We start from the raw sequence: 23,319 nt of genomic DNA on the forward strand, positions 1-23,319 counted from the left end.
TGCTTATCGCGGCTGTGATCGTTGTGTGGGTTGTGGGAATATATGCGGTCATTACCGGTCGAGTGCCTGGTCGGTGGTTCCGCTACGGTGTGCAGCGCCCGCGGGCCTGGGGGTCTGGAGTCATTCTTCTGGGACTTGCGTGGCCTTTGGGTTCCTACTATGCGTGCGTGGTTGGAATAGGCTTGATGGCGATTGGGTACGTGCGTGAGAGGCATACCTGATCCTCGAAAGGTCTATGAGCTCGTAACACGATCTTGCTGAATCGTGCTGGTAGGCCGTTACCGGTGTGATGATTCGGCCGTTCGTGAGGGTGTGGGTACCCGACCGTGGATCGTGGACGATGAGTTGTGGGCTCTGGTCGAGCCGTTGCTGCCGCCGTGGCCGGAGCGGTCTCCGGGGCCGAGGCCGGTGTCGGACCGGCTCTGCCTCCAGGGCATCCTGTACAACGACATAGCCTGGCAACTGCTGCCGCTGGAGCTGGGTTTCGGCTCGGGGCAGACGTGCTGGCGCCGGCTGGAGCGGTGGCAGGAAGCGGGAGTCTTCGACCAGTTGCGTCGGGTCCCGCTCTCCGAGCTGAACGCGGCCGGCGAACTCGACTGGTCGCGTGCGTGTGTGGACGGTTCCCACATCCGCGCGAAAAAGGGGGCGCCGACACCGGTCCGTCGCCGGTCGACCGGCGGAAGACGGGCAGCGAGCACCACCTGATCCGCGACGGACGCGGTACCCCGCTCAAGGTCATCACGACCGCGGCCAACGTCAACGACGTCACTCAGACCCTCGCACTGGTCGACGGCATTCCACCCGTCGCAGGCCGCCCCGGCCGGCCCCGCCGACGACCGGAGGCCCTGCTCGGCGACAAAGGCTACGACTCCAACCCCAACCGCGACGAGCTCCGTCGCCGACGAATCCTGCCGGTCATCTCCCGCAAGGGATCACCCAACATCAAGGGCATCGGCAAGCTCCGCTACGTCGTCGAGCAGACCTTCGCCCTGCTCCACCACTTCAAACGCGTCGCTGTGCGCTGGGAACGCCGCACCGAACTCCACGACGCCTTCGTCTCCCTCGCCTGCAGCCTCATCTGCTACCGACGCCTCAAGAAGGCCCGGTCATGATCGTGTTACGAGCTCTAGCGAAGTGTAGTTATGGAATAACTCTCAGTGACATAAATTGTACTGCTGATTTGGTGGCACTGGCCTATCCCTGTGGTCGGTAGTAGCAACACTGGTCTGAGTTCGCGGGGGATCAAATCCCGCCAATCCGGCTGGGATGGAATTATCTTGACCGGGTTCCGCTTGGGTGAATCTGGAAAGCCATGGTGGGGAATATTTGTCCTTTTGATGCTTCCGCTTTTCAATGTTTTTCGGCCAGCCTTAGGAGAAATGCCTACCACTCCGAAATTTGCGTTCGTATATTGCGGTCGGCACCCAGGCTTGGAAGTGCTTCTGGCACATGCATCCAGTTCCTGGGCGTCTTCGAGGTAGGTCCAAAAGTAGTGGGAGGGGAAGCAGTTGACACGCATCATTCGGGGTATGGCCGCTCTAGCAATCGGGTTGGGGTTGCTTCTTGGAACAGCTCAGTTCGCAGCGGCAGACACTGTCGTAGCCGCGCCCGCGTCTGCGGCGGCCGCCGTAACTTGCGGTTCGACAGCGAGTGGCTATGTGATCGCGAAGAAGGACGCTCCTGTGCGTCGGGGCTGGTACAACACGGAGCCGATCTACGCGTGGATGGAGCCGGACGACTATGCGCGCATGAACGGCGGGTATTGCATCAATAAGTACGGAAACCTGTGGTACGAGGTGAACTTCGCAGGGACTCTCGGCTGGGTCTACAGCGGAAACGTTGTGGCCCATGGCGGGATTGGGACCCTTACGAAGACCAGCCCCCAGCTGGCCATCGCCGGCTAATTCAGGGCCAGGACGGAAGTGGAGTAGCGACCGGGGGAATTACGTTGGTCGCTACTCCACTCTGTCAACAGATAGGCAAATAGTGGCTAAGGGGATGTTCGGGGCGCAATCAACTCCGAGTGGTATTTTGTGAGACATTCACTGCAGATCCACACGCGGGGCCCTGGCACAAGCTCGCGGTTGGGCGCGGGCGAGTGGCCACAGAAGGAGCAATACATCTGCGCCAGCCAGACCGTCCTGCGCAGTGGAGGATTTGCCATTGGTGCTTCGGCAAGCCGAGTTTGGCACTCCTGCACACATCCCGCACAAATTTTTGAGCGGCGGCTGCCTGTCAGACTCCTATCTCCTGGCCGGAGACCGCCGCAAAACGCGCAGGCCTTCGCGTGCGTGCCGGACCAGCGGCGTAGGCGGTCGGTGAAACTACGCGCCATGTGTATGAGCAACGGTCCTCCCAAAGCTGTTTAGTGAGTCCTATCCGCATTCAAGCAGGGCCGGACGTCGTGTGGCAGGGGTGGGGTTATGTGGGAGACCGAGGAGTTTGGGGCGTCGCATGTGGGGCGCCCGGGCGCGGTACTGCCGGACGGTAGTGAGCCGGAGCCGGTCTTCTTCGATACCGGCAGCGGTTCGGCGGTCCACGAGACCAGCGACTGGTGGGTGTACGACGGCACGCTGGGTGCCCCGCTCGCGGCCGGGCTGCGCGGTTCGTGCTCGTGCGGCTGGCGCGGCACCACCCTGTACCCGCTGGACTGGCAGGAGGTCGCCGACGTCGGCGGGCCGGACCTGTACGACACCGAGGGCCTGGAGGCCGGCTGGGACGAGCACATTGCCGGCACCGATGCCCGCACCGTCCCCGTTCCCGACGACATCACCGCCCTGGTCACGCAGCTGCGCACCCGTCTGGACGCCCTGACCGTGCAGGCGCCGCTCGCCGCGCTGAGGGTCGTCGGCGCTCTGGAGCGCACCAGCGCCGGTGCCGGCCGGGCGGCGGCGTACACGGTCCTCGACGACGAGCAGCCGTGGGATGCGGTCGCCACTGCCCTCGGACTCACCGAGGACGCCGCCCATGCCCTCGTCATGCGCCACACCCGGCGCTACTGAAGCCTGGGTGAAGCGGCGTAAGGAGTAAGGTCGATACCGGCCGAGCGGGCTTCCTTGAGCCGGGTGGACACCAGACCGGAGGAGACATTCAGCTCGCGCGCGATCTCGTAACCCTTCAGGCCCTGCGGGTGCAGTTCGACGATCTGGTCCCGTCGCCGCCGGGAGCGGGCCTCATACGCCGCACGTTCCTCGGCGATCATGCTGCGCACGGTCCGCGGGGACACGCCGAACCGGTCCGCAAGCTCGCGGGCCGTCGCGGTGCGACGCTCGCGTCTGGGCTCCTGCGTCACGGCTTCCCTCTCATGTACTCAAGCATGGCTTCGGTGCGCTCGTCGCGGCGTGCAGCGCGCGCCGCGCCGCCCTTCTTGGCACGGGCGGACTGGATGGCGACGAAGGTGGCCTCGTAGACCGCCGCACCGTCCTTCCACATCCTGGAGCGCGTCGTGATCCACCGGTGGATGCTGTTGGCGATCGCACGCGCCTCCACGGCCGGCAGCGGCTCCGCGAATTCGGCGTTGCGGGTCTGTACCTCAGTGTGAATGGCGGTGTGGAGCGTGTCGGGGCTGCCGAAGTGGTGGCGTACCTCGCGGTACGCCCAGGTCCGGGCCGTCTCGAAGATCGAGCAGTTGCGCCCCAGCCCGGTGATGTTGGTGCGGAACCGCTTGGTCTCCCGCCAGCGCGCGGGCGGCATGTGGCCGCTCAGCGCCTCCTCCAGGCCGCCGAGCGTGTGGAGCCCGCCGTGGAGCCACTCGGTGCTCCAGTCCGTGTGCAGCGGGTTCTTCGTCATCAGCCCCGAGTACGCCGCATCGCCGTCCAGCGCACGGCGCAAACCCTCGGTGACCGCGGCGGCGTAGGCCAGTGGCTTGCGCCGGGCGTACTCGGCCCGCGTCACCGCCTCCGCCAACGCCCACACCGCATGAGCATGCCCGTTCACCGGGTTCTCCACGACCGCGTTGGGCAGCGGATGCGACCCCACCGACGACACCGCCCGCAGCACCGCATCCGAGTGGTCCACGTCCACGACGAGGAGGTTGCTCATCGCCGACGGGTTCGCCTCCACATACCGACGGGTCATCGCCACCGGCCGCCGCTCACGCCGGATCCCCTCCTGCAGCCGGTTCGTCGCGTACGGCCGCAACGGCAGCCACAACTCGTCCCACTGGACTCCGGGCGACTCGACGTAAATGCGCTGATCATCCCGGGTGCCCCAGCCGCGAAGGGCCTGACACGCCGTGAACTTCAAAGTAGGTCGTGAGCCAAGTCAGATGATTCGGGGCTCTGGGCCTGCGGCTTCTACCGCGCAGGCCCAGAGCCCCGAGGTGGGCTCATCTTCAAAGTAGGTCGTGAGCCAAGTCGGATGGTTGGGGATTCCCACGTGCAGTCTGCACGTGGACGCCGGCTACGTCGCGAGAAACGGAGGGCTACTTCGACGAGCGCTGAGAGTAGGGCTGCACATCACCGCCGCCGGTGCAGGACGGCGGCGGCCCCGGCGGTGATCTCGACCGCTGACCCCCTCGATGCGGTGCTTGGGCCACGAAGTGGCAACCGGCAGGGAAGGCTGAACCATCTGACTTGGCTTCGTGACGGACTTTAAAGATATGGCCCTACTGAAGTCCGCCCAAGCAGCGCGATCACAGGGCAGCCGCCGTGCCGTACACGCCCACGGACGAGGTACCTGCGTGGACCATAATTCGAACAGATGCTCTAATTGGTGGATGGACTCCCTCCACTTTCCCGATGGCCTCGTCTGTTGTCCTGTCGCACTTAAGGTTGAGTGTTCTCACTGAACTTTGGTGACGGGTAGGTTCGTCTCATTGGAGTTTGAGTGGCGGGGCGGGGCGAGGCAGCGGGCAAAGTCGGTCGTGTCGGCCTCGCTGACGTGCCAGGGGGCGGGCGCCCACCCGGCGGCTCGGGCGGCGTTGATGGACGGCATTTGCCGGGAGGTGGCGGGCCGGGTCCCGGACAGCGCGCAGATCGTCTTCGAGACGACGGGTGTCTGCACTGTGCTGCCTTGGAGCTGGAGCTGGAGCTGGAGCTGGAGCCCGAACCGGCCTTCCTGCTCGGCCTGTCGGGCCGCGGTGGACGTGATGCTGCCGCGGGTGGACCTGCCGGAGGTCTTCTCCCGGACCGGCGGCCAGGCGTTCACCTCGGTCGCCGGCGGCATCGTGTCCGGGTCTGTTGTCCCTGGCCAGGTCCGCCCACGGCCCACGGTTCGCGGGCCTGCCGGGCCAGAAGGATGTGCGGTGCGGGATGCGGCCGGGGCGTGCCGTGGTGGCACGCCCCGGCCGGCGTACGGATGGGCTGACCGGCCGGAGGGGGTGTGCCGGGTTCAGCAGAGGGTGGTCGCCACCGTGGTGTCGGGCAGGTAGGCCGGCTGTCGACCGCGAGTGAAGTTACCGTTGAGGAAGAGTTCTGCCTTGGTGTCGCTGAGCGTGAAGGTGTAGCGTCCGTGCGGCCGGTTCTCGCAGGAGAAGCGGAAGCGGTCCCTCACCTCGGCCACCTCGTAGTACCAGTCCGCCCTCTCGGCGAAGGAGCCCGCGCGCACGAGCTTTCCTCTCGGGTCGCGGATCTGGAACTTACCGCTCATCACGCACCCACTGCGGTTCCATCCGATGACATCGCCCTCCCAGCACTCGAACCGCAGGTAGCCGTGCGGTCCCGTGACGGAGTCGATGCAGCTCTTCCAGCGGACCGAGGTATAGCGGTCGGAGCTGTAGGAGTCCTTTCCGGCGCACTGCGGCGTGGTCTCGTCGGCGTGGGGAACGGGGCCCGTCCCGGCCTCCTCGACCGGGTCTGCCTCCGGCTCCTTTCCGGGCTCGCGGGAGGGCTTCTTGATGATGATGTTCAGCAGCTTCAGGTCATTGGCCACCCACTCCTCTCTTGTCTTCGCCACCGACGACGTGAGGTCCGGATTCTCCGGGTCCGGCAGGGCGTCGACTTCCGCGCCGTCGACCAGGACGACGGGCGGCTGGTCCTGCGAGGGAGTGTTCGCCTCGTCGGCGGCTGCGGGGTAGGCGCCGACGAGCACGGCGAGCGCGGCAGCGAGAGTCACCGCCGTACCTCGGGGGGCAAGACGCACAGCTGGCTTTCCTTTCGTCAGCGCCGGGGCGGGCAACGCCCCGGCGCAGAGAGGCATCCTTCTAGGAACGACCGGCGCCGTCCGCCGTAACGGCACGTCGGCTGGCCGCCCGTACCCTCGGGGCCCCGGGGAGGGCGCGGCTGCCTGGGCATGAGGGTGTCGCACCGGGCCGCCCCCCTGTCTCTGCTGATCTGCCGTACAAGACGTGGGAGGAATGTGCCGCCGTCCTGGCGGAGGCCGGGCCGCTGACGGGCGGGCGGGATGGGGCCCGTCACCAGGGACATGCCGGCCACGGTGCCCTACGGTCTCGCCGCGGCCCGGCTCACCCCCGGCCGGCAGATCAGGCTGCTGGCCCGGGGGCTCCGCCGTCACCCGGACCGCCCGCGTCCGCCGAATCCCAGCGCCCGATCCCTGTGCTATGCCCCTTGGGCTACGTTCCGGGACGGCCACGATCCGCGGGCCGGATGCACCCAGCCGCTACCGATGGCTGGCATTGATGAAGTCGACGGCGTCCTGGACGGTGATGATCTTCTCTGCCTCCTCCTCGGGGATCTCGGTGTCGAACTCCTCCTCCAGCGCCATCACGATCTCCGGCATGTCCAGGTCGTCCGCGCCGAGGTCTTCCATGAGACGGGCATCGGGAACCACCGCTTCTCGCGGAACCCCCAACTGATCGGCGATGACGCGCACGACCCTCTCCTTGACGGTTGCCATATGCACTTCCACCGGGGGCACCTGCACTGCCACCTGCGCCGGAGGCACCGGCACCGTCGCGGCACCGGCCACGCCTGCTGCCCCTGTCACGAACACAGCAGCTGCGGCTGCCACCGCAGCAAAACGACCTCGCACGTAGAACCTCCTCATCGAGATGCAGCATCCGCGAGCGGGCTTCGACGCGGCTCCGTACCCTGCCGGACACCCCGCTCACCGACTGGTGAAACGATCATGCGGCCCGGAGGTCACCACCCGCGGCGTACTCACCGGTCCTTGCCGGAGCCCCGCGGCAGGCGCTGGAGCGCCTGCCGGAAGGGCAGTGACCTGCGCATCCGGTGAATCGTTACACCGCGCATGAGGAAGAGCACGCGCCGTGAGGCGCTCCGGTACGGGCTGGCAGGTATCGCGGCCATCGGCACGACGCCGGCCCTGCCCGCCGCAGCCAAGGCATCAGCAGTTTTCCGCCCCGGGCTCGCCGCCGAGCGCGCCAGGCCCCTTGTCGGCACGATCGGCCACGCGGGCGACGGGAAGACGACGCTGGCGTCGGCGCTGACCACGGTCCTCGCCAGGAAGTACGGCGGCAAGGCCCGCAGCGTCGACCAGATCACCAGCGCCCCGGCCGAGGAGGTCGAGGGGGTCCCGATCCGCGCCAGCCGTGTCGAATACGCCACCCCGGCCCGCGGATACACGCATGTGGACTGCGCCAGTCGCGCCGACTGCGTCAAGAACATGATCATGGGGACACCGAGGCTGGACGCCGTGATCCTGGTCGTGTCCGCCAACGACAGCATGCTGCCCGATGCCAGGGAGCAGGTTCGTCTGGCCCGGAAGGCCGGGGTGGGCTCCATCGTGGTCTTCATGAGCAAGTGCGACCTGGTTGATGATCCGGAGACGCTCGACCTGGTGGAGATGGAAATCCGGGAGCATCTCTCACGGGACGGATTCCCCGGCGACGACGTGCCGGTCGTCCGTGGCTCCGCGCTCAAGGCGCTGGAAGGTGAGAATGCGTGGGAGGAGTCGATCGTCCGCCTGGCCACCCAGCTGGACGGCTCCGTCCCCGATCCGCAGCAGCCCCTCGACAAGCCGTTCCTGATGCCCGTCGAAAGCGTCAGCTCCCAGAGCGGTGACACCACCGTCGTCACCGGCACCATCGAGCACGGCACCATCAGGACCGGCGACGAAATGGAGATCGTCGGCGGCGAACAGACGCTCAGGGCCACCTGCACGGGCATCGAGCAGTGGGGCCAGAGGGCGGACAGCGCCCGGAGCGGCGAGAGCTGCCGAGTGGCGCTGCGAGACGTCCGGCCCGAGCAGGTCGGCCGAGGTCTCGTCCTGGCCCGGCCGGGCTCGATCACGGCGCGCACCCGGTTGGAGGCCGAGGTCTACTTCCCCAGCCAGGAGGAGGGCGGCCACGGCACAGCCGTCGAGACCGGCCACCGCTCTCAGTTCCACTTCCGCACGGCAGAGGTCACCGGGTCCATCGAGCTGCCCGAAAACGTCAAGAGTATCGAGCCGGGAGATCACATCACGGTGAGGGCCACCCTGCTCCGCCCGGTCGCGATGGACAACGGGGCGCGCTTCACCATCCGCGAGGACGGCCGCCCCGTGGGCTTCGGTATGAGGGTCACTCCTCAGTGACGTAGCGGATGCGCCAGCCGCCGAAGTGTCCGTACGGGCGTTGCGAAGTTGGCGTCGCCGACAGGCGAAGAACCGCGGCCCCGACGGCAAGTACGACCTGGCTCCTGGCCCGATGGGTATGGGGCAACCTGCGTTCGCACCTTTGGCTCCCCAGGTGCCTCAGCACCCTTGGCCTGACCGGGCGCCGACCATCGCTCAAACCTGAATGAGATCGCTCAACCTTCGGTGCGACAGGACATCCGTGCGCAGCAGGCGTGGAATGACGCTTACGACGCCCTCGCCGTGCCGAACCCCCGCCACTCCACGGTGCTGCGCCGACGGTTGCTCCGTTTGTCGGTCCTCCTGCACACGCACCCGTTCTGGTCGACCACTCCTGGCGGTGTGCCAGCGGCCAGGGTGGAGCTGCGCCGCCGGGCCCGGACGGCTGCGCACCCACGCGGGGAGCAATCGGCGTGAGCCGCCAGGCCGCAGGAAGCGGTCCTGCGCGTGGTGCGGGAGCGGATCGCCGAGCACGGCGAGGGGCCCTCGGTCCGGGAGATCGGTGCCCGGGCGGTCTGTCGAGTACGAGCTCGGGCGCCTGGAGGCGCTCGAGCCTTGCTTCCGGCCTTTCCCCGCCCCTTCGTCGCGCGGGGTGTCGGCGGGGCGGGAGAGGGGGCCGCGGGGCCCTGGATGCCGAGCTGGGTGAGCCGTTCGCGTTGTTCGGGCGTCAGCTGCGTCCAGGCGGCCGGCTGTTTCTGTTGCTGGAGCCATCGCCCGATGTCGTCGCCGTCGAAGGTGACGCCGGGGGCGATGTGGGGCAGGTGGCCGTCGGCGTCGACGAGGTCGGCGAGCACCCGGTAGTGGCGCTGCCAGTTCAGCGGCCAGGGGCAGTTCCAGTCCTTGTCGATCGCGGCGAGCTGCGCCGCCCGTTCCGCGGCCCGGTCGGGGTCCTTGCCGAGGCCGTTCTTCGTGCCCTTGCGTCGGAGGTTGGCGAGGTGCTGGCCGATGGGCACCATCGTCTCGTCCTCGCCCCACACCGCGTCCTGTCGCGGTGCGAGGTGCCCGGTTGCCCGCCGGAACGAGCGGAGTACGGCGAGCTTGGTCTCCCACGCTTCTTCGCCCGGTTCCCAGAGCATTCCGGCCTCCGGCGCGTCCAGGAGGACCTTGCGCCGGTCCTCCAGCTCTCCGGCCCGCAGGGCCTTGCGCTGTTGGTGCACCCATCGCCCGAGGGGGAAGTCCTTGGTGACGCCGACTTCGGTCTCGGTGTCGTACGGGATGGCGTGGACGCCGGTGATCTCGTTTTCCGCGCGCCACCGGATGAGGGCTTGGTAGCCCTCCAGCCACACCAGCGATTCCGGCCGGTAGACCCGCGTACGGAGGAAGGCCGCGATCGTGGCCGCGTCGCGGGGGCTGGAGAAGTGCAGCAGCGTGGATTCGGCGGCGGCGTCGGTGTCGTCGCCCGGCTCCTGGTCCTCGCTGTCGCTGTCACCGCCGGCCCCGACGATCCGCCCGTCCTCGTCACGCCGGACGTGGACCTTTCGCTTGCCGCTCGTAAGGGCGCGGGAGGCGAGCTGCTCGACCAGGCGCTCATCGTGGCTGCGCAGGCCCTGGAGGACCGCTACGAGCGGCTTGAAGCTGACGGAGGCGACCATGTCTCCGGCGGCTGCAGGGTGAGGGAAGGCGGACTCGGCGATTTCGCCGGTGAACCAGCCGCCTCGTTAGTTCTCGCGGGCCGGACTACGCACGGTTGCGAGGCGTTTATGCCCCTCGGGCATGGGCAGGACCGCCAGTGCGGTGTCTGCGATGTTCCGCAGCGCCTCCGGGTCCAGGCCGGCCTTGCCCACCGCCTCGATGCCTCGGACCACCGTCAACAGCTCACCGCGAACGCGGTGACCCCGGCCCCTCACGAACCGGTACACCCTCCCTGGGACTCCACGGGCGAGATGGGCCCGCAGTTCGAGAACCGCAGTTGGCGGTCTTCGATGCTGAGGTCGGGTCGCTCCGACCGTCGACCACGCGCGCTCGGTGCGCCCCGACCTGTAGTGCTTGGTCATGTGCGGCGGATCATGGGACCGTCCGACTGGCCGCATGCGAAATCGGTCTTGGGGTGGCTGACTGTCGTGCTGGTCGCGGTGCCGGTGGTCTGGCGCTACCGGGCGAGGAGAGCCTTTACGGTTTTGCCGCCGTCCGTCCTGCGGGTGACGGAAGTGGCGCGAGCGAGTTGGTTGACCATGGGCCAGCCGAACCCTCCGGTGCCGCCGTTCAGGCCGGGGGCGCGCATGCGCGGTGTCTGTGGGCTGTGGTCGTGCACGGCCACTTCGATGCCGTCCGGGTGCGCGGTGAGATCCAGACGGCAGATGCCGCCGCCATGGCGCAGGGCGTTGGTGACGAGCTCCGAGACGACGAGGATCACGGTGTCGGCGGTCTCGGCTGTTCCCGCCGGCGGCGCGAGACCTGCGAGGAATTCCCGGGCGCTCTGGCGTGCTTCGGCGATGCATGCCGTGGAGAGAACGGTTGCCACGTTGACGCTCATTGTGTCCATGGGTCCCCCCTGGTCTCTGGATCGTCGTGCGGTTCCTCTGGCCGGTTCTTGCCCGGCTTGTGGTGTCTCAACCGCACAGTCGACGGTTGGGGCGCATGCGGCTGAGTGGTGATCCGCAGGACCGGACGGGGCCGATGTGGTGTTCGCGTCAACGAGGCCGGCGCAACCTGCCTGGTCGCAGTGGGGCAGCCTGGCCGGACGGGACCGCCGCGCACCCGCCCGTGGTCGGTGTCGACTATCCCCTCCTCCCAGCCACAAAAATCTATGTTGGCTGGAGTAGACATTGGGTGGTGACGTGGTTATGGTTTCTCTCGTAGTCAGAAGGGCAGCAGGGCCCGGCAGAGATGAACTGCCGGGCAGTAGTACAGCAGTTGCAGTACGCAGCAAGGCGGTGCGGCGGTGGAGCTTCGAAGCCAGGGTTTGTGCAGGACGGCGACGGGGCTGACGGCCGGACCGGGTGGCCCGCAGTGATCAGGGGCCGCCGTGAAGTACAGCGGTTCACGCAGTAGTAGTACTCAGCAGTGGAGGCAAGTGAGCAGCACCTCGGTGAAGGCGTCGGCTGCGGGCGCGCGCACCGGGAGGTTCGGCAGTGGGGTTCCAAGCCAGAGCAGATGCAGGACGGGCGACGGGGCCGGCTGCCGAAGAGCGGTGCTTTTACAGGCCGCTGAGCAGGACGCATCACCCGCAGTACGCAGTATCAGCATGCGATCCACGAGGGTAGGAACGGAGGAGCAGGCGCCATCAGGATCGCCCGGGCGGAAGTCCGCGTCCGGGTACCGCAGGACATCGATAGCGAGGTGGTCTCCGGTCAAGCAACCGCGATCCCCGCAGCCCCGACAACCTTCAAGTCGGGTCGGCGGACACAGAAGGCCGGCGCAGTATCAGGGCCGGCAGATGGTGTAGCAGTTCCTTCGGGGCCCTGGTGCCAAATGGCACCAGGGCCCCTCCAGCGCGTTCCCCACCCCCGCCGACCCGATTCCCGCCAACAAGAGGTGCACATGACAGCAGGCGACTCGCTCAACCGTCTCGATGACGACGACTACCCCGCCTACACCATGGGCCGGGCCGCCGAAATGCTCGGCACCACACAGGGCTTCCTCCGCGCCATCGGCGAAGCCCGACTCATCACCCCGCTCCGTTCCGAGGGAGGCCACCGCCGCTACTCCCGCTACCAGCTGCGCATCGCCGCCCGCGCCCGGGAACTCGTCGACCAGGGCACCCCCATCGAGGCCGCCTGCCGCATCGTCATCCTCGAGGACCAGCTCGAAGAAGCCCAGCGCATCAACGCCGAATACCGCCGCACCGCAGCCCAGCCCGCGACCGGCAACTGACCCGCGGTCGCGCAACCTTCCAACGTCCTTCGTCCACCGAGCCCCCGCATGAGCACATGACTGCTGAAAATACGCATCCGGCGGCCCACGGCCGTGAACCCCGGCACCCTTCCGGCAGCCCCCGCCTACCAGCGCTCGATCCGCCGCCCGGTCTGCCCGCCCGGCGGACGGGCACCGCCGAGAAGGACACCCTGGAGCGCGCGGCGGCCGCGCTGAAGCCGAGGATGCGGGGCTGGCTGCACGCCGGGGTATTCCCCCTCGCTCTGGCCGGCGGCATCGTCCTGATCGCCCTCGCCCGCTCCGCGGCGGCGGTCGCCGCTTGCTCGGTGTACGCACTGTCGGCCTGCCTGCTGTTCGGCACCAGCGCGCTCTACCACCGGGGGACATGGGGTCCGCGCGGGGAAGCCGTCCTGCGGCGACTGGACCACGCGAACATCTTCCTGATCATCGCCGGCACGTACACCCCCCTGGCAGTGCTGCTGCTTCCCACGGGAGAGCAGCGGATTCTGCTGGCCCTGGTCTGGGGCGGAGCCACGGCCGGCATCGCGTTCCGCATCTTCTGGATCAACGCCCCGCGCTGGCTCTACACCTTGTGCTACATCGCCCTGGGCTGGGCCGCCGTCTTCTACCTCCCCGACTTCGCACGCACCGGCGGCACCGCAGTGGTCGCCCTGGTCATCGCCGGCGGCCTGCTCTACACCGCGGGCGCCGCCGTGTACGGCGTCAAACGACCTGACCCTTCACCCAGATGGTTCGGCTTCCACGAGGTCTTCCACGCGCTCACCATCGCCGCATTCGCCGCGCACTACACCGCAATCCTCCTGGGAGCTACCTGACCAGCGACGGCTGGACCTGCCCGTGCACCATAAAAGACATTCACTCCTGTTACCCGTCTATCTATTGCGGCCGGATGAGAATTTAGTGTGCCGCGTACAGAACGTTTCTACCCGCGAAATCATGGTGCCGACGACGACCGGACGTGCGCCGTTCCCGCGTGCTAGTGTCGATCTCAGTTGCAGTTGTGGTTCCCAAAAACTTCGACGCTTACGTCGGCATTTAGCTGCGGGAAGCGTTCTGTATTTCCGGTTATTCTCCGGGCGGGGCATCATCGCGGCGACCCGGCGTCCGTGATTTCGGATGCCGGTGTACTGCCCCACAAGGAGATATGACATGGCGTCTGGCACTGTGAAGTGGTTCAATGCGGCCAAGGGTTTCGGCTTCATCGAGCAGGACGGTGGTGGTGCCGACGTGTTCGCCCACTTCTCGAACATCGCCGCCGATGGCTTCCGGGAACTGCTCGAAGGCCAGAAGGTCACGTTCGACATCGCGACGGGCCAGAAGGGCCCGACGGCCGAGAACATCGTTCCCGCCTGACGCTGACGCGCACTTCGTAGCTGGGGTCCGCATCCCTCGGGGTGCGGGCCCCAGCTACGGGCATTTCCCTCAGCGACACCTCCTGCGGGTCGAAAGCACTCCCTCCATGGGTGCGCGCCTTTCGCGGTCCACGCCCATCGGCGTCCGGGATCTCACACCCATATGACGTCACCCATTCCATAGCCTGCACCCCTGCACCCGATTCACTGCACGGCGGCTTCACTTTCGCATTTAATTTCGGCTCGTTCTTGTGATTCCCCTGCGCTGCTTCTTCGCTGCGGGAATTCCCTGATACCTGCCGTATCAGGGAAGGGCCCCCATATGAACCTCACACACACGAACGACGGCACTTCCCGAACCCGCCGAATCGGTGGACCCGCTTTCGGTCTGGGCGCCGGTTCGGGGCGGGGCAGTCGCTTCGGCTCGCCCGCCCCGAACCGTTCCGGTGGACCGAGCCGCTCGGGTGGGCACGGTCGGCGGTCCGCCGCGAGGCAGGGCGAGTTCGCGCTGCCGAAGACCATCACCCCCGCGCTGCCGCCCGTCGAGGCCTTCGCCGACCTCGACATGCCCGCGCCGCTGCTGTCGGCGCTCGCCAACGAGGGCGTCACCGTGCCGTTCCCGATCCAGGCGGCCACCCTGCCCAACTCGCTGGCCGGCCGCGATGTGCTCGGCCGGGGCCGTACCGGCTCGGGCAAGACGCTCGCCTTCGGGCTGGCGCTGCTGGCCCGCACCGCCGGACGCCGCGCCGACTCCCGGCGCCCGCTGGCCCTGGTCCTCGTCCCCACCCGGGAGCTGGCCCAGCAGGTCACCGACGCGCTCACCCCGTACGCCCGCTCGCTGAAGCTGCGGCTGGCCACGGTCGTCGGCGGTATGTCGATCGGCCGTCAGGCGGCCGCCCTGCGCGGCGGCTCCGAGGTCGTCGTCGCCACGCCGGGCCGGCTCAAGGACCTCATCGAGCGCGGCGACTGCACCCTGGACCGGGTGTCGATCACCGTCCTCGACGAGGCCGACCAGATGGCCGACATGGGCTTCATGCCGCAGGTCACCGAGCTGCTCGACCAGGTGCAGGCGGAGGGCCAGCGGATGCTGTTCTCGGCCACCCTGGACCGCAACGTCGACCTGCTCGTCCGCCGCTACCTGCACGACCCGGTCGTCCACTCGGTCGACCCGGCCGCCGGTGCGGTGACGACGATGGAGCACCACGTGCTCTACGTCCGGGGCCCGCGAGGCCGTTGCCGATTGCCGTGGCCGGGTAGCCGGGCGGTCAGCCCGCCACGGCTTCACTTGGTGCGGTGCGCGGCCCGCGACGACGTCGTCGGCCGATGCGCGCGGGTCTCCACCAGTTGACGGGACCGAGAAGTGTCATGACTGCGGGAACCAGGATTCCGCGGACCAGGATCGCGTCGAGGATCACCGCAGAGGCGATGCCCGAACCCATGAGTTTGAGAATGGTGACGTGGGAGGTCGCGATGGCAGCGGTGGAGATGGCAAGGGCCGCTGCGGCTGAGGTCATCAGCCGGCCGGTGCGGGAGATACCCGTGACGATGGCCACCTGGTTGTCCAGGCCGCGGTCGAACTCCTCCCTGATCCTGCCGAGGAGGAAGACTTCGTAGTCAAGGGACAGGCCGAACGCCACGGCCAGGGTGAACAGCAGCAGACTTGCGTCGAGGGAGCCGGTGACCGTGAACCCGCCCAGCACGTCTGCCCCGTGTCCGGACTGGAAGATCCACACGATCCATCCGAGACCGGCGGCCAAGCTGATGACGGCCACCGCGAGCGCCTTCAGCGGTGCCATTGCACTACGGGTGAATGCGGTGAGCGCGGTCAGCAGGAACACACACATCACCACCGCCACCCACGGCAGCGCACCGCGCACCGCGTCCGTGGTGTCGGTGATCTGCGCGGCCCGACCACCTACCAGGATCGGGCCCGGCGCGGGAGTCTTCCGCAACGCATCGACCAGGCTCGCGCCCCTGGGCGTGTCGGGCCCCACCGTTGCCGCCACCATCACCACCGCCGGGCGCCGCTCTCGCTTCGCCTGTCCGGGCCCACCCGCTGCAGAGGTCGGTACAACGCGCACCGCACCCACATGCGGCAGTCGGGCCACGGCGGCCGTGTAGTTCGCAAGGTTCGCGTCCGGCCGTTCCAGTACCACTACCTGGACTCGCTCCGGCGACACCGCGAATCGGTTGCGCACGTCCGCGGCTGCGGCGGCGGACGAGGCCGTCGGCCCCAGCGTCCGTTCGTCGATCGCGCCCAACCGCAGACCCATTGCCGGCCAAGCCATCACGACCAGCACCGCCAGCGCCCCTACGCCGGCCGCCGCAGGCCGGGCGGTGACACGGCGAGCGAGCTCCCGCCAGAACCGGCTGGGGCCCCCGATGGGATCCCGGCGCAGCCGGCGCAACGGGTCGGCGCCATCGACGCGGTCACCCAGCAGCGTCAACGCGGCCGGCAGCACCGTCAACGCGGCCAGCGCCGCCAGCAGCGTCACCGCCACACCCGCAAGAGCCAGTGCGCGCAGCAGCGGAACGGGGATGGCGGCCACCGCTGCCAGGCATGAAGAGATCACTACCGCCGAACAGAGAACACAGCGCCCCGATGTATCGAGAGCTACTTCCAGTGCGCGGGGGCGCGGCATCCCTTTCGCATGCTCCTCGCGGTAGCGCGCGAGGACGAACAAGGTGAAGTCGATCGACAGGCCGAAGCCGATGGCCGCGGCCGCGTTGATCGCGAACGCGGACACATCTGTCACGTGGGCCAGCAGGCCCAGCAATGGAGCACAGCAGACGACGGCCGGCACCGCGACCACGAGCGGCAGCGCGGCTGCGGCCCACGAACCGTAGGTCAGCAACAGGAGAAGCATGATGAGCGGCGCAGCCCAGAGTTCGGCCCTCAGCAGATCGGCCCCGCTCTGCTGGTCGATCTCGGCCGTCGCCCATGAGGGCCCGCTGGCATCCACCCGCATCCCCGGCACAGCCGCCCGTGCCCTGGGCACCAGACGCGACGCCGCTTCCTTGCGGTCCCCGTCGCTGCCCGACAGCGAAACTGTCACCAATCCGGTGCGCCCGTCACGCGAACTCAGCCACGGGTCCCCCGTGGCAGCGGACTGCACCGTACGCACCGCCGGCTCGCCTGCCAGCACGCGGGCAACAGCACCGGCACCGGCTGCAACCGCCCGCTGTGCGCCCCCGTCGCGCATCGTCAGGGCGAGCACGAGATCCGGGGTGCCGACGCCCAGCAGCTCAGCCTGCTTCCGAGCTTTGGCTGACTCGGTTCCTGTGGCGGTGGTCCCTCCGGCGCCGAAAGCGCCGGACACCGCGGGAAGGCTCAGAGCGGCCACGACCAGCGCAACCGCCGCGCATGCCGCCACCCCCCTAGCCCGGGACGCCGGCCACGCCCTCCTCCCTGTTCCGTTCTCTCTGCGTACTGGCATGCCCGCACTAACGAGCAACCCGCACAACAGTGATGTTGCTTCTGGCCGGAAGGCTGCCGAAGCAGCCGAACCGAGCCGGTCTTCCCGGCCCGCTCTGGGCACGTCGAGAGTGCGTTCAGTGGTGAAGGGTGAGGTTTTCGTTGCGGGTGTCGGCCAGTTGGGCCGGCCTGGCGGCGGGCGCGGCGTCCAGGTTGGTGCGGCGCCGCTGGCACAGGCGGTCCAGAGCTTGTACCCCCGGCTCCGCGCCGCGGAGCAGGGAGGGTCCGGAGCCGACGAAGCGCGAGCAGACGCCCACGTGGGCGTGGTGAACATCCGTCAGGACCTCGACCAGGCGCCGGTGGGCGGGGCGCAGGGTGGAGGACTTCGTCGGTGCGGCCCGACCCCACTCGCGCAGGCTCTGCACCAGGACGCGGTGATCGGCCGACCATAGGCCGGAGAATCCTCGGGGAGCCTGCGGTGGGGTCATCGAAGGCCGGACTGTGTCGTGGTAGTCCTGTGCGTCGAAGGACGCGGTGATGCGCAGGGCGGACGCGCTGGCGCGCAGGAAGTGAGCGGCGCTTTCCAGGCCAAGGGCGGAACCTGCGGGCGAGGGAGCGCGAAGGGCGTGCCGCAGGGCGACGACGGTCGCCTGGGTGAGGGCGAAGAACAGCCGGTGTCCCTGAATCCAGCGTTGGCGCACCGTGGCCTGCGTCCGGGGCTCGCGGTTGTCCGTTCGCAAGTCCAGCCCGGCCGCGTGTGCGGCAAGCTCGAGGTTGGGCTCCGTCGAAGATCCGTCCGGGTGGCGGGAGAAGGCTCGCACTGCGGCGAGGGTGTCGTCGAGGGCGTCGATCAGCAGAGGGGCGGGGGCGCAGGCACAGCGTGAGACCGCGAAGTATTCGTCGAACACAGCTTCGCGGGGATCTCGTTCGGGGATTCGACGGTGGCCGGGAGGTGTGTGGTGACGGTCACGCCGGTTCGTGGCTTCGCGCAGGGCCGCCAGGCTGTGGGGCAAGTGCTGCGGCGGAGCGAGCCACAGCAAGGATTCGCTTGTCATCTGGGCCATTTCATTAGCTTTTATGCGGTACGTTACCCGACATGTCAGTGACTCTTGGTGATGATTCGTTTCGCAGCGCAATCGGCGAGGTCGCCGCGATCCTTGAGGGCTACTGGGAGGACCTGCGAGAGGAACGCCTGCCGGTGACGCCGGACCTTCGCCCCGGGGACGTACGCGCGATGCTGTCCGACTGCGTACCGGTGCACGGCGAGCCGATCCGGGACGTCCTGGCCGATGTACAGCGTGTGGTGTTGCCCGGTCTCGTGCACTGGCAGCATCCTTCGTTTCTCGGCTACTACCCGACGCAGACCAGCCCGGCGTCGGTGGTGGGCGAGCTTTTGGCCTCCGGCCTGGCGGTCCAGCACATGATGTGGTCGACGGGCCCGGCCGCCACCGAACTCGAGGAGGCGGTCCTGGACCATCTCGCGGTCGCCCTGGGCCTGCCGGAGCGGTTCCTCAGCACCGGGGACGGCGGCGGAGTCCTGCAGGACTCCGCTTCATCGGCGGTACTGGTGGCTCTGATCGCCGCCCTGTACCGGGCCTCGGGTGGGCGCTGGCGCGAGCACGGCACCGAGGGGCGCTACAAGCTGTACTGCACCGACCAGGCGAACTCCTGCGTCCCCAAGGCCTCGCGCATCGCCGGCCTGGGAGAACCGACCCTGATCCCCACCAGGGCGGGCACCTGCGAGATGGACCCCCGCGCCCTGCGCGAGCGACTGGCAGCCGATCGCGCCGCGGGCGTCGTTCCCGCGATCGTGGTCGCCTCGGTCGGCACCACGGGCACCTGTGCCATCGACCCGGTCGCCGACATCGCTGCCGTATGCCGGGAGTTCGGAGCCTGGCTGCATGTGGACGCTGCCTACGCCGGGTCGGCGGCCATCTGCCCGGAGAACCGCTGGATCAACGAGGGTGTCGAGCACGCCGACTCCTACGCCGTGAACTGCCACAAGTGGCTGCTCACCGGGCCGCCCTGCGACGCCATGTGGGTGGCCGACCGCCACAGCCTCACCGCCGCCATGGACATCCGCCCAGCTTTTCTGCGCAACCAGGCCAGCGACTCGGGTGACGTCACCGACTTCCGGGACTGGCAGGTGCCCCTCATGCACCCCTTCCGCGCCCTGAAACTGTGGTTCGTCCTGCGCACCCACGGCGTCGAGGGCCTGCGCGCGCACATCCGCGAACAGCTCTCCCACGCCGCACTGTTGGCCGGTCTGGTCCGGGAGAGCCCCGGCTTCGAACTGGTCTCGCACTCACTCGGACTGGTGTGTTTCCGCCTCGCCGGCGACAACGCCCGCACCGAGCGCCTGCATACCGAGCTCGACGCCACCCACCGGATCCTGGTGACCCCCACCACCGTGGACGGCCGCTACATCTTGCGCGCGGCCCTGGGCTCACGACTGGCGTCCCAGACGTCCGTACGCAACGCCTGGGCGCTGGTACGCGAGACCGCCGCCTCGATCCCCGACGACCGGCCCGCGTCATCCGAATCGACGCCGACGACCCCGGTAGGCGCCCGATAACCAGGAAACGTGCCCGTCAGCGCCATGCCCCGGCAGGCTGCGGACCCTGGACGTCAGCACATGAGATCCGGCAGCATCGGCCCCCGTCGATGCCGTATCCCGGGACATGACGCGCCCCTGGGCACACAGCCCATGACCACATCCTCACCACGCGAACGACCTTCAGCGGAGAACACCGTGCACGACCATGACGCGGCCACGGCGGGCGAACGCTGGTTCGACTACGCGGCAGCCCACCCGCACTCAAGCATGGAGATCGGCGGGGTTGCCGTCATCGCCGGCCCCGCCCCTTCGACCACCGAGCTGCACGCGTTGATCGACTTGGTCCGGGCGGCCCACCCGCCGCTGCGCGACCGGGCCCGCCCCCGGGGCACGAACGCGGGGGGCCGGGCCGAGCTCGCCGAGCACCTTCAGGAGGTCGAGCTGCGCGCGCACGGCGGTGACGTCGCGCTGCACGCGGCGATCGAGCGTGTCTGCGCCCAGCCGCTGGCGGACGTCTCCTGGGGCATGACCCTGCTCCACGGCCACCGCGACAACGAGTTTGCCTTGCTCCTTCGCGCCCACCACGGCCTCCTGGACGGCATGTCCCTGATTGGGATCATGCTCGCCGCGGTGCGGGAACCCCGCCTCCCACACCGCCGCACGCCTCCTGCGCCCTCACCCTCCTGGACGACAGGACGCGTGCGAGCCCTGGTACGCGCGGTCGCCGGCCTCGCGCTGCCCGCGCGCACCATCAGCCTCGGCCCCCCGCGCGGCCAGGCCCCCACCGGCCCACCCAGGCGCCTGTGGGTTCACACTCCACTGCCCCGTATCAAGGCCATCGCGCGTGCGGCCGGCACCAGCCTCAACGACGTCTACCTGGCCGCCCTCGCCGGCGCCCTGCGCCCCGGTCTGTCCGAACGTGCCACAGGCACCGTGCGGGCGATAGTCCCTCTCAACACCCGGCGCAGCAGTACGAGCACCGCGTTGGGCAACTTCCACCGCGGCGTCCCCGTCGTCCTGCCCTGCCACATGCCCACCGCCGCCGAGCGCCTGGCCGCCACACACCTGGCCACCGCGAACATCCTGACCAGCCGCCGCGATCCCGACGCGGATGTTCTGTTTGACGTCCTGCCCTCGCGCTGGCATGGCAGAGCCCTGACACGAATCCTGCACCCACGGCGCACCACTATGGTGGCCACCCACGTCCCCGGTCCCGCACATCCCCTCGAACTCGAAGGCCGTAGCATTGAGGCCTTGCTGCCGCTGATGTTCCTGCCCGCAGGACACCACCTGTCGGTCTGCCTGGGCGAATACGCCGGAACGGCGCACCTGGCCGTCGTCGCCGATCCCAGCCTGTCCGGCATCGACGAACTTCCCACCCGCTGGCTCGCCGAACTCGACGCGCTCCAAGCCACCTTCACACAACCCCGACGATCTTCGGATGCCAACGTTCAGTCAGCGCGGTGACGGCCGGGACGTACTCGGAATGGGTATGTGTGACAAGCCGCGTGCCTCACTGGTGACAACCAGACTGCTTCGATCGCTCCCGTCCGCCAGCTCATCCGCCTCGGCCGGTGACACCTATCGTGCTTCGGCTCAACCGGTTGGTCCGGGCTCGCTCGCGTACGGCGCGGCAGCCCGGCCACTGTCCACAGGCGAACCGTGGTCCCTGGAGGTATGAGCGATCACGAGCAGCAGCCGGCCCCGCGTCGCGGCAAGGTCCTGGAAGCCCTCGCGCGGGCGGAGCGGAAGGTCTACCCGGCCCGCCCCGAGTCCGCAAATACACAGGTGAAATTTCTCCTCAGAAGCTGTTTTCAAAGGCGAGGGCTGTGAGCGCTGCCTTTGGGGTCACCCGTTTGGTGGTGCGGAGTGAGCGGTTATGCCGGGCGGGGGTGACGGTGGCAGTGTCTGCAGATCTCCGTCAGAGGAGTTTGGTCATGATCATCAAGAAGTTGCACGAGGCGGGTTTGCGTAGTGATCACGCCTATACGGCTGCTGTGGTCTCGATCGGGCTGTCGTTCCTGTCGTGGACGGCTTCGGTCAAGGGAGAGGCAGCGGGGACGGACCGTGCTGACCGGTGGGGGATTTTCGTGGGTGAGTGGGCGCCGACGTTCTTCGGCCTCGGACTCGCACTCGCGCAGTACGAGAAGGACTGACCGGCCGCTGGTTCCGGTGGGGTCGGCCGGTGGCCGGCCCCACCGGCGCGTCAGACGCCGGCCGCAGGCCCTGCTGAGTGACGACGTCCCATGATCGTGGCCAGGCGTCTGGTCATGAGGGTGATGGGGGCCCAGGTGATGAGCGTTTCCGAGTGCTGGATGAGCCGCTCGTAGTCGCGGGCATGGCGGCGGGCGTTCATCATCCAGGCGAGTGATCGTTCGACGACCCAGCGGTGGGGAAGGACGACAAACCCGGTGGTGTCCTTGGGCCGGTTCTCTTCACCATCCCGGCCAGGAGCAGCGGGGCCGGCCGGGGCGCGCTCGTGTCGTGCGCGTGCGAGACGGCAAGCCGGTGGAAGTCGCCCGGGGCGGTCGTTCCGTGCCGGCCCACCGCCCGCCCCGGACCCGCGCAGCCTCCCACGCCCATCGCACCCGCCGCGGATCGGGCCGGAGCTCCTGGCCGTGGCGCAGCTCGGCCACCCATAGTTCGTGCGTGGACGCGACGGTGGCAGGACTCGTGGGAGATAGTTCGTGCGTGGACGCGACGGTGGCAGGACTCGTGGGAGATAGTTCGTGCGTGGACGCGACGGTGGCAGGACTCGTGGGAGCACTCGGCGGTGCGGTACTGGGAGCGGCAGGAGCGTGGGGCGCCGCGCTCATCGCCTTCCGGGCGGCCCGGTATCAAGCTGACCGGCAAGCCGAAGCTCAACAACAGCAGTGGCTGCGACAGATTCGGAGAGACACATACAAGGCGTTTTTTGAGACTATCAGCGCATGCAATACGTATATCTATATAGCCGCCGCCTTCCGGAGCGCAAGCACATCGGCGGGCGAAGTCGCCCAGAAACAGGCACACCGAGATGCAGCAACGAAAGCTATAGCGAACTTCGAAGCGGCCAGAGCAGCTCTAAATCTAGAAGCTCCTGAAGAGATTAGAAAAAAGGCGAAAGAGCTTTCAGAGCTATTCTCTTGCTTAACCAATTACAAAGCATGGCACATCCCGGAGCTGGATGACTTAAAATCCACGATGATTACAGATATGGCGCGAAGCGGTCAAATATTAAAACTGACTGAAGAAATACAAAATCTTTGCTGGGAGTCGCTCACCCACCCGAAATAGCCCGGGTCGCGGTCGACCGATGGTCGCCGCAGCACCCGGGCAGGGGATCCGAGAGCATCCGGTGGGTGTGGCCTGGTTCCGCCAACTCAACATGCTGCATCATCTGATGCAGCCGGGCGGCCGACCGAGCCGGGCCACCCCCACCCCGAAAAGAAGCACACTCCGTCACCACACCCCCGGGGCCGGCCGCCCCCTCCCCGTAGCCAGCCGCCCGCGCAGCGGGCTTGGTCCGGGAGCGAAGCGGACGGGCCCACCGGCCGCGTAGCGGCTGGTCAAGGCCCAGAGCGTAGCGGCGGGCCGCCCGAGGCCTGGAGCGCAGCGCAAGGCCTCCGCGAAGGCGACGCCGAAGCCGCCGGGGCGAAGCCCCGGCCCATCACGCTCCGCGAAGCGGAGCGGGTCTCTGTCCCATCGCG

19 protein-coding genes and 4 pseudogenes are annotated in these 23,319 nt (G+C 68.2%); 13 read left to right on the forward strand and 10 right to left on the reverse strand.

Annotated elements, in window-relative coordinates; all coding sequences use genetic code 11:
* Nucleotides 1–312 precede the first annotated feature (312 nt).
* Nucleotides 313–1,112 (forward strand): IS5 family transposase gene (locus RLT58_RS34895; RefSeq protein WP_311314358.1). Its coding sequence is split into 2 segments (ribosomal slippage): nucleotides 313–621 and nucleotides 624–1,112, totalling 798 coding nucleotides; the frame shifts between segments, so codons are not numbered across the junction.
* A gap of 546 nt (nucleotides 1,113–1,658) precedes the next feature.
* Nucleotides 1,659–1,904 carry a hypothetical protein gene (locus tag RLT58_RS34900; RefSeq protein ID WP_311314359.1) on the forward strand — a complete coding sequence of 82 codons (246 nt, stop codon included), beginning with the start codon at nucleotides 1,659–1,661 and terminating at the stop codon, nucleotides 1,902–1,904.
* Between the two features lie 86 nt (nucleotides 1,905–1,990).
* Here RLT58_RS34900 and RLT58_RS36180 read toward each other — a convergent pair whose 3' ends face one another.
* Nucleotides 1,991–2,335, reverse strand: coding sequence for a ClpX C4-type zinc finger protein (locus tag RLT58_RS36180; RefSeq protein WP_399131794.1), 345 nt, complete (start codon nucleotides 2,333–2,335; stop codon nucleotides 1,991–1,993).
* Nucleotides 2,336–2,456: 121 nt separating this feature from the next.
* On the opposite strand from RLT58_RS36180, the gene RLT58_RS34905 reads away from it, so the two are divergent.
* Entirely contained in the window at nucleotides 2,457–3,002 is a 546-nt protein-coding gene (locus RLT58_RS34905; RefSeq protein ID WP_311314360.1) for a hypothetical protein, read from the forward strand.
* Here RLT58_RS34905 and RLT58_RS34910 read toward each other — a convergent pair.
* Both RLT58_RS34910 and RLT58_RS34915 read right to left on the reverse strand, forming a co-directional pair.
* Nucleotides 2,996–3,202, reverse strand: a complete 207-nt coding sequence (locus RLT58_RS34910) for a hypothetical protein (protein ID WP_311314361.1) — start codon at nucleotides 3,200–3,202, stop codon at nucleotides 2,996–2,998. The two genes, RLT58_RS34905 and RLT58_RS34910, sit on opposite strands and share 7 nt — an antisense overlap.
* Nucleotides 3,203–3,288: 86 nt before the next feature.
* Complete coding sequence (locus tag RLT58_RS34915) at nucleotides 3,289–4,077, reverse strand: replication initiation protein (RefSeq protein ID WP_311314362.1); 789 nt, start codon at nucleotides 4,075–4,077, stop codon at nucleotides 3,289–3,291.
* 763 nt (nucleotides 4,078–4,840) lie between these two features.
* Here RLT58_RS34915 and RLT58_RS36185 point away from each other — a divergent pair.
* Nucleotides 4,841–5,164: pseudogene (locus RLT58_RS36185) on the forward strand (Tn3 family transposase); the annotation flags it as partial.
* 167 nt (nucleotides 5,165–5,331) lie between these two features.
* Here RLT58_RS36185 and RLT58_RS34925 read toward each other — a convergent pair.
* Nucleotides 5,332–6,054, reverse strand: coding sequence for a hypothetical protein (locus tag RLT58_RS34925; RefSeq protein WP_311314364.1), 723 nt, complete (start codon nucleotides 6,052–6,054; stop codon nucleotides 5,332–5,334).
* A 504-nt stretch (nucleotides 6,055–6,558) separates the two neighbouring features.
* A complete protein-coding gene (gene acpP, locus RLT58_RS34930) occupies nucleotides 6,559–6,795 on the reverse strand; it encodes an acyl carrier protein (protein ID WP_311314749.1) in 237 nt (78 codons plus the stop codon).
* Nucleotides 6,796–7,149: 354 nt separating this feature from the next.
* On the opposite strand from acpP, the gene RLT58_RS34935 reads away from it, so the two are divergent.
* Nucleotides 7,150–8,433 carry a GTP-binding protein gene (locus tag RLT58_RS34935; protein ID WP_311314365.1) on the forward strand — a complete coding sequence of 428 codons (1,284 nt, stop codon included), beginning with the start codon at nucleotides 7,150–7,152 and terminating at the stop codon, nucleotides 8,431–8,433.
* Between the two features lie 266 nt (nucleotides 8,434–8,699).
* On the opposite strand, the pseudogene RLT58_RS34945 reads toward RLT58_RS34935, so the two are convergent.
* A pseudogene (locus RLT58_RS34945) lies at nucleotides 8,700–10,067 on the reverse strand (helicase associated domain-containing protein); the annotation flags it as partial.
* Nucleotides 10,068–10,561: 494 nt separating this feature from the next.
* Nucleotides 10,562–10,954: an ATP-binding protein gene (locus RLT58_RS34955; RefSeq protein WP_311314366.1), complete on the reverse strand. Its 393-nt coding sequence runs from the start codon at nucleotides 10,952–10,954 to the stop codon at nucleotides 10,562–10,564.
* A 998-nt stretch (nucleotides 10,955–11,952) separates the two neighbouring features.
* Between RLT58_RS34955 and RLT58_RS34960 the strand changes: the two genes are divergently transcribed.
* From RLT58_RS34960 to RLT58_RS34975, 4 genes and pseudogenes are all read left to right on the forward strand, one after another.
* Nucleotides 11,953–12,285, forward strand: coding sequence for a MerR family transcriptional regulator (locus RLT58_RS34960; RefSeq protein ID WP_311314367.1), 333 nt, complete (start codon nucleotides 11,953–11,955; stop codon nucleotides 12,283–12,285).
* A gap of 56 nt (nucleotides 12,286–12,341) precedes the next feature.
* Nucleotides 12,342–13,121, forward strand: coding sequence for a PAQR family membrane homeostasis protein TrhA (locus tag RLT58_RS34965; protein ID WP_311314368.1), 780 nt, complete (start codon nucleotides 12,342–12,344; stop codon nucleotides 13,119–13,121).
* A gap of 334 nt (nucleotides 13,122–13,455) precedes the next feature.
* The gene (locus tag RLT58_RS34970; protein ID WP_311314369.1) at nucleotides 13,456–13,659 is read left to right on the forward strand and encodes a cold-shock protein; all 204 of its coding nucleotides are present in this window, start codon (nucleotides 13,456–13,458) and stop codon (nucleotides 13,657–13,659) included.
* Between the two features lie 321 nt (nucleotides 13,660–13,980).
* Nucleotides 13,981–14,880: pseudogene (locus tag RLT58_RS34975) on the forward strand (DEAD/DEAH box helicase); the annotation flags it as partial.
* A gap of 43 nt (nucleotides 14,881–14,923) precedes the next feature.
* Here the strand turns inward: RLT58_RS34975 and RLT58_RS34980 are convergent.
* Together RLT58_RS34980 and RLT58_RS34985 are read right to left on the reverse strand one after the other, a co-directional pair.
* Nucleotides 14,924–17,002: an MMPL family transporter gene (locus RLT58_RS34980; protein ID WP_311314370.1), complete on the reverse strand. Its 2,079-nt coding sequence runs from the start codon at nucleotides 17,000–17,002 to the stop codon at nucleotides 14,924–14,926.
* 208 nt (nucleotides 17,003–17,210) lie between these two features.
* Nucleotides 17,211–17,981, reverse strand: a complete 771-nt coding sequence (locus tag RLT58_RS34985; protein WP_311314371.1) for a 3-methyl-L-tyrosine peroxygenase-related protein — start codon at nucleotides 17,979–17,981, stop codon at nucleotides 17,211–17,213.
* 188 nt (nucleotides 17,982–18,169) lie between these two features.
* Here RLT58_RS34985 and RLT58_RS34990 point away from each other — a divergent pair, with 188 nt between their 5' ends.
* The 3 genes from RLT58_RS34990 (at nucleotide 18,170) to RLT58_RS35000 (ending at nucleotide 21,786) form a co-directional block, all read left to right on the forward strand.
* Nucleotides 18,170–19,648: a pyridoxal phosphate-dependent decarboxylase family protein gene (locus RLT58_RS34990; RefSeq protein ID WP_311314372.1), complete on the forward strand. Its 1,479-nt coding sequence runs from the start codon at nucleotides 18,170–18,172 to the stop codon at nucleotides 19,646–19,648.
* 177 nt (nucleotides 19,649–19,825) lie between these two features.
* Nucleotides 19,826–21,097, forward strand: a complete 1,272-nt coding sequence (locus RLT58_RS34995; protein WP_311314373.1) for a wax ester/triacylglycerol synthase domain-containing protein — start codon at nucleotides 19,826–19,828, stop codon at nucleotides 21,095–21,097.
* Between the two features lie 470 nt (nucleotides 21,098–21,567).
* Nucleotides 21,568–21,786, forward strand: a complete 219-nt coding sequence (locus RLT58_RS35000; RefSeq protein ID WP_031031882.1) for a hypothetical protein — start codon at nucleotides 21,568–21,570, stop codon at nucleotides 21,784–21,786.
* Nucleotides 21,787–21,887: 101 nt separating this feature from the next.
* Here the strand turns inward: RLT58_RS35000 and RLT58_RS35005 are convergent.
* Nucleotides 21,888–22,061 (reverse strand): annotated as a pseudogene (locus RLT58_RS35005) (transposase); the annotation flags it as partial.
* 302 nt (nucleotides 22,062–22,363) lie between these two features.
* Between RLT58_RS35005 and RLT58_RS35010 the strand changes: the two are divergent.
* A complete protein-coding gene (locus tag RLT58_RS35010; protein ID WP_311314759.1) occupies nucleotides 22,364–22,906 on the forward strand; it encodes a hypothetical protein in 543 nt (180 codons plus the stop codon).
* Nucleotides 22,907–23,319 lie beyond the last annotated feature (413 nt).

The sequence above is a fragment of the Streptomyces sp. ITFR-16 genome (assembly GCF_031844705.1).
Classification (GTDB): domain Bacteria; phylum Actinomycetota; class Actinomycetes; order Streptomycetales; family Streptomycetaceae; genus Streptomyces.